Origin of the sequence: Mesorhizobium sp. WSM3873 (assembly GCF_001672445.1) — a bacterium.
GTDB lineage: Bacteria > Pseudomonadota > Alphaproteobacteria > Rhizobiales > Rhizobiaceae > Mesorhizobium.
This window is the reverse complement of record NZ_LYTM01000041.1, coordinates 1-11,965: the sequence shown is the minus strand read 5'-3', so window position 1 is coordinate 11,965 and position 11,965 is coordinate 1. Positions and strand designations below refer to the sequence as shown.

At 60.7% G+C, this 11,965-nt stretch carries 7 protein-coding genes and 2 pseudogenes; 5 read left to right on the top strand and 4 right to left on the bottom strand.

Going from position 1 to position 11,965, the window contains the following annotated elements; genetic code table 11:
- The first annotated feature begins 476 nt into the window (after window positions 1-476).
- Window positions 477-725: a hypothetical protein gene (locus A9K71_RS22785; RefSeq protein WP_067001321.1), complete on the top strand. Its 249-nt coding sequence runs from the start codon at window positions 477-479 to the stop codon at window positions 723-725.
- A 56-nt stretch (window positions 726-781) separates the two neighbouring features.
- Here the strand turns inward: A9K71_RS22785 and A9K71_RS32165 are convergent, their stop codons facing one another.
- On the bottom strand, window positions 782-958 hold the full coding sequence (locus A9K71_RS32165) for a hypothetical protein (protein ID WP_170950440.1): 177 nt from the start codon (window positions 956-958) through the stop codon (window positions 782-784).
- 1,225 nt (window positions 959-2,183) lie between these two features.
- Complete coding sequence (locus A9K71_RS22775; RefSeq protein ID WP_067001319.1) at window positions 2,184-3,044, bottom strand: hypothetical protein; 861 nt, start codon at window positions 3,042-3,044, stop codon at window positions 2,184-2,186.
- Window positions 3,045-3,287: 243 nt separating this feature from the next.
- Here A9K71_RS22775 and A9K71_RS22770 point away from each other — a divergent pair, with 243 nt between their 5' ends.
- Entirely contained in the window at window positions 3,288-4,016 is a 729-nt protein-coding gene (locus A9K71_RS22770) for a glycosyltransferase family 25 protein (protein ID WP_067001318.1), read from the top strand.
- A 59-nt stretch (window positions 4,017-4,075) separates the two neighbouring features.
- Here A9K71_RS22770 and A9K71_RS22765 read toward each other — a convergent pair whose 3' ends face one another.
- Window positions 4,076-5,179 (bottom strand): glycosyltransferase, encoded by a 1,104-nt coding sequence (locus A9K71_RS22765; RefSeq protein ID WP_067001317.1) that lies wholly within the window; start codon window positions 5,177-5,179, stop codon window positions 4,076-4,078.
- Window positions 5,180-5,269: 90 nt separating this feature from the next.
- The gene (locus A9K71_RS22760; RefSeq protein ID WP_067001316.1) at window positions 5,270-9,022 is read right to left on the bottom strand and encodes a glycosyltransferase; all 3,753 of its coding nucleotides are present in this window, start codon (window positions 9,020-9,022) and stop codon (window positions 5,270-5,272) included.
- 1,073 nt (window positions 9,023-10,095) lie between these two features.
- Here A9K71_RS22760 and A9K71_RS22755 point away from each other — a divergent pair.
- From A9K71_RS22755 to A9K71_RS32945, 3 genes and pseudogenes are all read left to right on the top strand, one after another.
- Window positions 10,096-10,410 carry a hypothetical protein gene (locus tag A9K71_RS22755; RefSeq protein ID WP_143749081.1) on the top strand — a complete coding sequence of 105 codons (315 nt, stop codon included), beginning with the start codon at window positions 10,096-10,098 and terminating at the stop codon, window positions 10,408-10,410.
- A 92-nt stretch (window positions 10,411-10,502) separates the two neighbouring features.
- Window positions 10,503-10,997: pseudogene (locus A9K71_RS32950) on the top strand (DUF4347 domain-containing protein); the annotation flags it as partial.
- 237 nt (window positions 10,998-11,234) lie between these two features.
- A pseudogene (locus A9K71_RS32945) lies at window positions 11,235-11,965 on the top strand (hypothetical protein); the annotation flags it as partial.

Here is an 11,965-nt window from a genome sequence, read left to right as displayed (position 1 = left end):
GGCTCGGGCGGTTCCGGCGGCAGTGGCGGATCGGGCGGTTCCGGGGGCAGCGGCTAAGTTCGGCCCGCGTTCATGTCATGACGAGGTTGGATGGGCGTCCGCCCGGGCGCCCATCCGCTTCAGCCCATTCGCCCGTCGATCTGCCCGGGACGCGGCGACATCGAGCCTCGGTCCATTCTGTCCGTGCCTGGAGGAACTTCCAGCGGCGAGCCTCCAGCGCGACAGCGCTGAAAAGCGCCTTCCGGCAAAGCAGAGCGATCCGTGACGTCGCAGGCCTACCTTGCCCGGCCGCCTTCTATTGCGATCACGACTTTCTGGTACAGTACTCCTCAGGAAAAACGTCGTTTCCACGGGAGGTGATTTACGAAGATTGTGGGATTCCCCGAAATGGGCTTCCCATTTCTGATCAATCGTGATTGGTTTTCAGCCACTTGTGTTGCGCAGATCGCCGGAGGGGGCTTGTGCGACTCATATCGATGATGGTCGAACTCGGCGTGATTGTTGGCGGTCTCGGTTTTGAAACCGATGCCAGGTGCCGTGATCTGGCCGCCATGGCTACCATTTCCATCTCTGATCCGGATGAAGCCCGGCGTCTGCAGGATGAACTGGCGCAACAGTTCTCTCTGCTGTCCTACGGCGCTGGTCTCGGCCTAGACCTTACGCCCTACTGGGATGAACTTCTTAGCCTCGTAGAGTCGGTTCGCTGCGCATCTCGCCTGAATTGACCAGGCGATCAAGGCGCTCGCCGCAGCGGAACACAGCTGCCAATCAACGGCGCTGGCTACGAGCGCTGCGGTCTTGCCATCGCAAGGCCCCGTTCCAGCGCCTCCTTGAGGCTCGTGGTATAGTGCGCGGTGTCCTCCAGGCCGCCGAAGAAGTTTATGCGGTGGACATCGCCTTTCTTGCTTATGACGATTCCAGCTGCACGGAGGGTTTCCTGAACCGACTTGTATGTCATCTCCGATTACCTTAGCCACCCAGAGATTAAGGTTGCATCTTAATGTAACAAAAACGTGTCGCTGACTGTGAAAAAAACAACATAGGGTGCTGCCGGCTAGAGCGCATCGCGGCGAAATGGATCGAGAAATACGCTTTTAAGTCTTTGTTTTGTGCATGTCTTTTTCGAAAAACCGCTGCACAAGTTTGCGCGACATGCATCAAGTCCTTCTTTTGATGCATGTCCTTCGCCCAACCCACTGCACTTTGGGGAGGCGACATGGTAATCTGATCGAGCTGAAGCCCATTGAGCTAATTGAGCGAGCGGCGAAAAAAGCGCACTGTTCTGTTTGCCGAGCCTCGGCATCAACGCCAGCTGAGATTGCCTCGGATAGTTTGCCGAACCCAGCCTTCTTCCCCGAAGCCCGTCGGCAGACAAGGCGGACCCGGTATTCCCTGGTCCGCCTTTTTGCGTCCTTCTAATGGCCGGTTCGCGGGTAAGCCTTACGTCTTCGTTTCGGGCGAGAAAATGGAAAAGCGAAACGAACGGCGTACTGCGGCAGGAATCGGTGCAGCAAGGCCCACGCAAAGTCCCCACATCTTCGTCAGTCGCTCACTCCCCGGCGGGTGTGTACGCGCTGGCGACCTTGTTTGATATCGCCACCCCGCCGGACATCCGCTCGCCTTCCAACTCGGAATTCTCCTAAGAACACGTCATCCTCCAAGCTTTCGGCCTGACGTTCCAGCGTCTTCCGTTACCGTGCTGTTCGAATGAGAAGCTCGGTGCTGCGTCGAAATTGGTACAGATGGCGATACTTGCTCGATTGCTAAAATAGTGAAATTTTCGCCTCGAGTGCCTGGAAGCAGGATTGGGGAGATGTACTTTCCTCAGTTTCTGGTCGGAATGCTGATCACGTCGAGCTTAGTCGGAACCTGGGCCTATGAGGCCACGAGGTCCGTCTGGATGAGCATTGCCTGGAGCCTCCTAGCCGCGCTTCTGTTGCAGGTCGGCTATCTCGCGATTGTGTTCAGGCTTGTATATGGTCGGCGACACTCCGAGCCCAAGGCGAAGGAGACCGATCCGGACGCTGCCAAGCAACAATCCCTTCCACATCAGCCACGACATACGGACGGCCGCTGACCAACTGCCGGCTTGGGCGTCCCTGCTTTTTTGGAGACCCGTAGCGTCCGCGCAGGCCCCCGTATGTGTCCGATCACAAGATTACCGCCACATTGCCGAGCTTTGGTTAGCGTCGCTCCCGGGTAACATGCAACAATTGCTGGAGTCGGACCGGCAGGTGCGGCGAGGCGTGCAATTCGGTACAGCTCTTTTTCCATCGGCGGAGATATTCGGCGATTGGAACCCCGCTGCGGCCAGGCCAGCGGTTGAGCGCGCCCAGCGCCTCAATGCAATCGGGAACCTGTTCGTATTCTGCGAGAATGGTCAGGCACATTGCTTGCGCGAACGGATTGAGACCTGGAATTTCGATCTCGTTTCGGTGGTTGGCGAACCACCTCGCAGCATCTCGGGTAAGTCCCTGGCTGTCGGCGAGCGCGGTATAGCGTTTGATGATGTCCGCGCGATATTCGGCAATGGCATCGCCGAAAGCGCTGTCACCTGCGAAAGGCGGGTCCTGTTTCCAGTCTTTCGCCAGGCGTCCCAGGCCTCGCAGTGAGAAGGCCTCCACCATGGCTTCCTCCAGCCATTGGCAAGGCGGTGCGGGCTTCGCATCGGCCTGCCAGCTGTTGGCAAGCACATGGCCGAGTTCATGGCCGAACTGGTAGGCAAGCTTCGACCAGTCCCGTTCGCCGATGTCGACAATGATCCAGGCCATACTGCTGCCGTCGGGATGCAGCCAGATCGCCGGCTGTCCGGTGCCATGGCGGTCGACGCGGAGCCTTGCCGGCTGGCGATCAGACAGCAGTCGGACGCCGTCCAGGCAGGCGCGCCGCGCCTTTTCAACGACCTGTTCTGCCGCTTGCGAGAGCATGCGGCCCCAATTGCCCGCGAGTTCGAGGGGGGCGGACAGAAGCGTCGCGGGCGTCTTATTCCGGGGGGATGGCATAGCTGCATAGCCCGGGTCCAGGATGGCCGAAAACTTTGCCATTGCGGTAGCCGATGCTGCCGCAACGATGATGCCAACCGCCAAATCTCGGCGCCTCATAGCCTCTCCAGTTGGCGGACGCAAATCCTCCAAAAGTTCGAATGCCTGGTCCAAGCCGTCTCGCCAGCTACCACCGATCCGGCTAGACTTGAAGTTCTCTCAAGTGGAGGCCGGGGCGCAAGCTGGTTCGCTCGATGCAAAGTGAGTGAATGGACGAACCATCGCCAAAATGGGGCTAAAAGCGTCATGTCGGAGATTTATGTAATCAATCTCGATCGAAGTGTCGGGCGGCTGGATAAATTTCGCAAGTTGAACTCGCACCTGCCGGAAGTCCGGAGGTTCTCCGGATTTGACGGAAAATCCATCGACCGCGACAAGCTGATAGAGCGTGGGGTCATCAGTTCGGATTTGGAGTATGCGCCTGGGAGTCTGGGCTGCGCCATCTCGCACGTGACGCTCTGGAGAGAGGCCGTCGGTCGGCACAAGGTGATAACGGTTGCCGAAGATGATGCGATCTTCTCTCGCGAGTTCGAACGACATACGAACGCGCTCTTGGCGAACATCCCGGCCGATTGGGATTTCATCCTGTGGAGTGCAAGTCTGCGATGCTATGCTTGGCTAGATGCCCTTCCCGGCGGAACCGGTGCCAGGCTGGAGTTCTTTCCGGGCGAAGTCATGACGCATATTGCTGACTTCCAGGAGGCGGCAATCGAACCGGCTCTGCTTCGAGCGCGCTATCTGCTCGGCACGGTTTGTTACTCCGTCTCGCCACGTGGCGCGCGCGCGCTGTTGGAGTGGTGCCTTCCGATACGGCCGATGATCGTGGATTTTGCAGGCTTCGGCCTAAGGCTGAACAATGCAGGCATCGATTGCATCATGGCGGGCGTGATGCCCTCGCTCAAAGCCTATGTGTGCTTGCCGCCGCTTGTCATCAGTGACGAACGGCCGGAGGAATCGGTACGGATCAATACGTGAGCGAGAGGCTGGCGTTGACCGCAGTCGGCCAGTCCGTCCCATCAGGCAACCGATAGCCTTCACCGGACACCCACTTCGCCGAGCGGCGATGCTCGATCTTCGTGCCGGCGCCGAATGAAGAAATCGAGGTTGTTCCTGAGACGCTCATTGCCCGGGTCAAGCTCGAGCGCCATCTGCCCCCATTCCACAGCGCGGTCCATCGCATTCAGGTGCCATGAGGCGATGGCGCCCAGATCAAACAGCCGAAAGCCCCAGCAGTTCGGGTCATCGAGATAGCTTCCGGTGCGGCGAGTGTTTTCGATTCCGTTGCTGCACGCCCAGAACAGATTCAACCAGTCGGCCCTGCCGTGGAGTTCCTCCGCAAGGTCGGCCCAGATCTCGCGCCGATGCGGCGCTTCCATTCGCGCTTTGTCCAACCACACCAATCTCTGGTCCGGCATCATGCGTGCGATGTAGCGCATCGCTTCTGACCGTTCCTCGCCCCAGGTGCTTGTCGGCAAGCCAAGGTAGCGCTCAAGCAATTGAACGGCCTCGTCGGGCCGGTTGGCCCACATCAGGTCCCGCCCGAGCCAGAAACACATCTGTGCGTCGTCGGGATCTTCCTTGTAGGCAACCTCCATCAGAGGCAGGTAGCTGCTCCTGGTTGGCTTGGCCAGGTCCTGCACCTCGAACATGACCAGGTCGTTGCTGGTCGTGACCACCTCCCTTTCTCCGGTGAAGACGAGGGCCTCATGGACGGGGCGCTTGAAGCGATATCCCCAGCGATGGTGAAAATTCTTGGTGGCCCATTGCCGCAACGGTCTGGGGTCGTCGACACTCGCTCTATAGATCGTCTGACAATAGAGGGCTGTCGTTTCGGGTCTCCAGGCCGCCTCCAGCTTGGGGCGCCAGCCGGCCTCGAGGAAACGATCCATATCCATCGTGCAGCACACGTCGACGTCGGCGGGGATGAGCGCCAGGGCGGCATTTCGGGCGTCATCGAAGCGCCATGGGCGGACCGCGATCCGGTGCACGGTAACGCCGGCGTTGATCAGTCGCGATACCGTGTCGTCGGTGCTGCCGGTGTCGGCGACTATCCGATAGTCGGCGCCGACAGCCGAATTTGCCCACCTCTCGACATGTGCGGCTTCGTTCAACGCGATGGTGTAGACCGCGATCTTCAAGGAAGGGGTCCGCGATTGGACGCAGTCGCTAAGCGACCTCCCGCTGAACGGCTGGACTCGCCCGAACCCGACCGCACCGCCCTGTGACGCTCATCGAACAAGGCCGACGCCTCCGCGCTTGCGGATCGCCACTAGCCCTCCGAGCAATTTTGCCTGGCTAAGCTCGAAGTGGCTGTCGAAGAACCGGATTTCGGCAAACTGATCGGCAAGGTCGCTGATACCGACCGGGTCGATTGATCGGGCCGTGCCGTGCTGTTGGATTTCTCGCAATAGATGCTTGGTGAGTGTAATTTCACTGGCATTTTCGCCTGTTGGCTGCCAGTCGAGGTCTTCGATGAAATACCATCCACCCTCTGCGAGCAGCGGGAAGAATTCGCGCAGCGTCAGTTGCTCGTCGAACGAGGCGTGGCTGCCGTCGTCGATAATCACGTCAAGCGAGCCCGGTTCCAGCTTCGCCGCGACGGAGCGCAGATCCTCCAGCTTGGATTGATCGCAAACGAAAGACTTGAACCTCTCATTGTTGAACTGAGAAAAATCCGTCAGGTCGACACCGATCACCTCGGCGTAAGGAAAATAGGACTGCCAGAGCGAGACCGAGGGCGTCTCGGACTGGTTGCCTTCCGCCGCGATGCGACAGAGGCCGATCTCCAATAGCCTCCGCATGGAAAGTCTCCGGCTCGACAGCAGCCGCTCGTAGACGCGTGCGTAAGCATGCCGGTTGCCGGTATGGCGGTTCTTGTCGGTGTTGAAGCGATCAGCAAGATCGATGAGTGTGGGAAAGCTCCGCAGCGGCTCGACCAGCAAGGAGATGAGCGGCGCTCCTTCCCCGCCCGAGCGAGCCTCATTTCGTGCCGTCCACAGGTGTGTTCCGAAGACACGCTCATCATTCAGGTAGACAGCCACATCGGCGAGCGGCTTTTCGAACTCGCCTATCTCGGTCCAATCGATCGCGTTAAAGAACATCGGCCCGAAGACCCAATCGCGCAGCTCGGCGCCTTGATCCGAAGCAATGTAGTCGGAGAGCAGTTTCGGGCCGATTTCGCCAAATCCCTTGCCGCTTGCACCGAAGAAGCGCTCGATTGACATCTCGTAGAGCGCTCTCAAATGGGGGCTGAAGGCTTCGGCATAGATGACGTTGCCGCAGACGAAGTGGCCTTGGTGCCCGCCGCGCCATTGCAGATTGAAAAAGTAATCGCCGCGGAACGGAAACGGTCGCAGCATGACCACGTCGCAATCCATCCACAACCCGCCATGTTCGTAAAGCACGGCGTAGCGAAAGGCGTCGCTGAAATAGCGGATCTCGGAGCCGGCGACCATTCGCTCGAACAAGCTGCGCGGCATCACGTCATCCGCGGCGCGTACCTCGACGCCGAATGGCACGAGGAATTGAAGCTTGTTCGGCGAGTAGCTCCAGACCCTCACGGGATGGCCTGCCGCGCGCATCGACGTGGTGGCGGCAATCAGGGTCAGATGCTTCGCAGTGTCGGAAAGCACCTCGTAAAAGCAGTGGATCTGAGGCAGCGCGGCATCTCCCCAGTCCAGGAAGGGGGCTATCCGGCTATCGAACGCCCAGGATTGATCGCGACGCTCATGCGGCGAGTCTGCGAAGCGAAGGAACGGCGCCAGCTCGAGCAGGACCTCCTCTGTGCCTTTCGCATTGCCGGAGAGGACAATCCTGCTCGCCTCCTTCGGGAGTCTGCTGTCAGGCCGGGTTTGTTGATGGAGGTCGCCGGGTTCTTTGCGCTGCTGAGCCGCCACAATTTGTATGGTCGCACCGTCCGCCGACGTCGTCGCAAGTGAGCTCCAATATGCCTCGCTTGCGAACAAATACTCGGTCCTCTCCAGCAGCGAGCTTACCTCCGAGGCATCGACGGCGGCGATCCACGCTTCGCTCTCGGCGACGCCGTACGAAATCAGCAGGCGCTCGTCTTTTGGGTGCCAGGCTAGGCCGGCGGCAAATTCAACCCCCTTTTCATTGAAGAAGAACGGCCGGCTGATCTTTGCCAAGCAGCCTGTTTCGTCCAACCAGACGAAGCGGTGCTGGCAGTATGGCTGAGCCCCGTCGGGCCTTGCCCGCGTCTCAAGCGCGAGTGTCAGCCATCCGCCTTCGAAGGCAATCGCCTGGGTGCCTCCCTTGAGCTCGTCGGCAGCGACGGAAGACGGCTTTTCCGATATCGTCTGCCCTTGATCGCCGACGATGCGGATAGAATCTCCCATAGAAAGGAACTGCAGCCGCTCCCGGTCGGTGCCGATGCCAGCCGGCTTGACGAGGGGGAGCCAGTTGTTGCCGTTCACCTTCGCACCGATCGGCCGGAGCACGCGCCAGTCAGTCATCCGGTATGGTGCAGGCCCGCCATCGTCGATGCGCGCGATGACCGGTTCGCCTTCTGCCGCCGGCGCGCGCATATAGGCGCTGCTCCACAATTGCCCCTCCCAGGCAAACAGGCGCATAGCCTCGAGGCCGCAGCCGTAGGCAGGTCGCGGCAAGTCGGTCGGCTGTGAAATCTCATCGGCCGATGCGATCCCGAATTCGCTGTCGATGCGCAGCAAGAAATTGCGTGTGTGCACCGCCGCTCGATCCGGCGCTCGAGCCCGGAGATTCTCTTCCGCCGCCGCCAAGGTGATGGCCCCCTGCAACACTACGATCTGGTTGTCCCAGCGAGCCACGGAGGGGTTTGAGAGCCGATAGCCGTCGGGGGGCATGAACCCGACCGGTTGCGCAGTGAACGACGGCATCATCGTCTTGGCGGGCTGGATGTAGAAGAACAGGTTGGAGCGCGCCAGATCGCGGGAACCGTCGGCGATGCCGCGGCTCAGCGCCAGCCAATTGCACACTGCGAACCCGCGGTCCTTGCGCAATGGATCGCTGGCGTAGTTTGCCGCGATCGCGTATTCCTCGCGAAGGCCCGTCGTGTAGATGAAATCCTCGAGAAACAGGATGTCTTGCTCGGGTTTCTTGATCGCCAGACCGGCTTCCGAAAACAGCACGCTGGCGTCATTCATCCCCTTCTCGCGATGGAACCGCGCGAGGTCGTAGAGGGGTTCGGTACGTTGCGGGCGCTGATTGAAGGCAGCAAGCGCCTGGCGAACGAAGCCTGCATCGTCCCCGAGTTTTTTTAAGCAGCGCGCCTCCTGCAGCCGGGCGTTCCATGCTTCCTCGTCCCAGCCGCCCATCGCCGCGCGTTTGGCGTAGGCCACCGCCGCCTCGGCCGCGCGTCCGGCGTCGCGGTAGGACTGCGCCAAGTAAAACCAGTATCGGTGGTTCTCCGGGTCTTTTTCCAGCGCTTCAAGTAGGAGCTTGATGTCGCGCTCGAACTTGTCGACGCGGTTCGATCCGCTGGCATGGTCCTTGTACCAAACGCCCTGCAGTTCCTTCACGTCGCCGGGAACGTCGAGATATTCATGCGTCACGCCACGGTAGCGGGCACCGGCATCGCGCCGGACGATACGGGTGTTCCAATAGGCGAGGTTGGAACCGGAGCGCTGGAGCAGCCGATAGCCGGGACAGTCGAGCTGCGCTCGGAAGCCCGCGTCCTCGACGACCAACTCCATATCGGCGTCGTCGAAAAGCAGATAGTCATACGCGAGCGACGAAGCATATGCATGATCGAGGGCGGCGTTGCGGGCCTGCTCGAAATTCTCGAAGGGGAACTGATGCAACTCCCCGGGCAGGCCGCGATCGGCGAAGAAAGCCCTGATGTAATCCTGGGTCCCGTCGGTCGATCCGGTGTCGCCGATGACCCAGCAGTCGATGTGGTCGACGACCGCCTCCAGACAGCGCTGCAGGTTCGCCGTCTCGTTCTTGACGATCATGTTCAGGCAAAGTCGCTTGCCCGTGGTCATCCGTGAAATTGCCATCTCTCGCTCTGACGTTGCGCGACGTTCAGCAATGCCATTCTTCGTGCCGCGGATGAATTCGCGGAGCCGTCTCGAAGCTCCTATTATCTACTTGTCCCGCCACTGGAGCGGGTAAGGTCCTCAGACGATCTCCGCCCACTTCACCGCCATTTGCCGAGCGACGTCAAGATCGACGAAGCGGTGGTTGGCGTCGACCCCGTCGCGACGCCCCAACGGGGATGACAGTGCTCAAGCTCGATCACGTTTCCGGGCTTGACGCAAATGCCGCGGTGAGGGTTAAGTTATGGATTTAAAAAATATTTTCTAGAGTTTCGGTTTGTAATATTTCCCGACCTAATACTTTAGAGGTAGGCCGGTTTAGTCGCTTCCATAGTTTACAGATCGCTAATTTTCAAATTTACTAATTTGCTGCTGTGAGGGGGGGCCCACAGGTCGTGGGTAGCTGGCATTCTGCGGAAGTCGTAGGGGAGTCAAGCCAGAGGGTTCCGGAGTAGCTAAGGCCAAAGTCGCGGACGACTAAGGCACGTGCGTTTAGTGAGCGCGCGGCCGCGTAAGCGTTTGTCTTTTTTGTTCGGGTCGATCGGGTTTTCCACTCCGGAGCTCTCTCGCGAGTTTTCGCCAAGAGATCGGCGTCGGCTGTGACGGGAGTGGATCGTGTATCACGTGATATCACGTGCGTTTCCCAGGGAGTTTGAAGCCCGCCGCTTCGACAAACTTCAAACCTATCCGCAACTGAGCGCCGCAGGCCGTGCCTATCTATGCGCCGGCGGGAAATTTGTTGCTGCAAGGTGCTGCGGATTGCTCCCGTGCCCCGTATCCAAACCAAATCTCAACAGAGCTATTCAGGCCGAGTGCCGTCCGCGAACGGCGCCGTCTGCGACTTCCTGCCCGCCGATCGGACCGGGAGTCGTCTGGAGCAAAGGCTGCAGCCCATCACGTCTTCGCGCGCGAGCTTGCGGCCAAGCCCGTCGGATCGAGGGCGGTACTGCGGTGATTGAAAATCAAGTGTCAAGCAAGAGAAGCCGCGGCACCAGCCGCCGCTAATCGGGGAGTGCATGATGACCTACGCAACTTTGTCTACTGGAATGGATGTGACCGTTAGGGGCGTTTTGCCCATCGGCGACGCGACCGAGCATATAACCTATTTCATTCTGGATGCCGCCAAGAACGCGATCGTCGGCCAGGTCATTCTTCCCGCTGCCGTCAAGCGAAGCCACGCTGTCGCAATAACCGTCAAGGTTCCAAGCACCGCCGGCTCTCTCGCGATCGGGACATTTGACGAAGGCGGGAATTTCCAAGCCTCCGGTTTCCTCCGCGTGGAGGCCCCTGCCGTTGGCCGCCCAAGCGGCGCCATCGGGCCGTCCGGAAGATGACCGCGGCCAAGCGCCGTTTCCGCGCCGCTCGCCGACTAAGCCGGTGGGCGGTTTCCCTTTTGAAATGAATTGGAAGCGAACAGGAGCCAGTCATGGCCCGTGCCTCTGAAATTCTCTTTGTGGATCCTTCGATCTCCGATCTCGAGACTGTTCTGAGCAACGTGCGGCCGGGGGTCCAGGCCATCCTGCTCGATGGCCGTCAAGCGCCGGCGGCGCAGATGGCTGCGGCGCTGAGAGGGCACGAAGAGCTGCACGCGGTCCACATCATCGCGCATGGCGCGCCGGGTCGAGTTAATTTCGCTTCAGGAGAATGGTCGGTCGGGACATTGAAGGGCGCGGCTGAGGAATTCGCCGCAATCGGCAGGGCGCTCGCTGCGGACGGCGAACTGCGGCTATGGAGCTGCGAGACGGCGTTGGGAAAGGCCGGCGATGCGTTCGTCGACGCTTTGGAAGCGGCCATCGGCGTGGATGTCTGCGCGTCCAGTTCGCTTGTCGGTGCGGCAGTCCTGGGCGGTGCGTGGGAACTACCCGCACGTGCGGGCGCGTCGGCGCCCCTGCCGCCGCTGACCCCAGTTGGCGTAGCAAGTTACATCGGGCTCCTGGTCGCGGGTGATCTGACGCTTACTGGCACGATTACTGGCCCCGGCAATAGCAGTAACGTCAACACATACTACTTGGTGGATACAACAGCCACTCCTGACACGGTGGTCGGTAGCTTCCAGCTTCCATCTGCAACCAACGGTTTGGTATTCAGATTTGCTGCAACGATAACAGTTCCAGACACCACGCATAACTATACCATTTACAACCAGAATTTTGGCGTAATGGGTACACTTACGCCTGGCCCCGGTAATACGTATATTTTCACATCCGGCGCGGCTAATCCCACCAATAACAATAACTTCGATGGCGGGAGTTTCGCCATCACGAGTCAAGTAGGCCCGACCGGCCCGGCTGGCGCGACCGGAGCCACGGGTGCGACCGGCGCTACGGGCGCGGGTTCAACAGGCGCGACGGGCGCCACCGGAGCAACAGGCGCGACGGGCGCTACCGGCGCGGGTGCGACGGGCGCCACAGGTGCGACCGGCGCGACCGGAGCATCAGGCGCGACGGGCGCTACCGGCGCGGGCGCGACGGGCGCCACAGGTGCGACCGGTGCAACGGGCGCCACCGGCGATACCGGAGCTTCGGGTGCGACCGGCGCTACGGGTGCGACTGGAGCAACCGGCGCTACAGGTGCGACTGGCGCCACGGGTGATACCGGTGCAACCGGCGGTACAGGTGCGACTGGCGCTACGGGTGAAACCGGAGCAACGGGCTCGACTGGAGCGGCCGGCGCTACAGGTGGGACCGGCGCCACAGGTGCGACTGGTGCAACCGGCGCCACAGGTGGGACCGGCGCCACCGGCGATACCGGAGCAACGGGCTCGACCGGAGCAACCGGCGCCACAGGTGCGACCGGCGCCACCGGCGATACCGGAGCGACGGGCTCGACGGGCGCGACCGGAGCAACCGGCGCCACAGGTGCGACCGGCGCCACCGGCGATACCGGAGC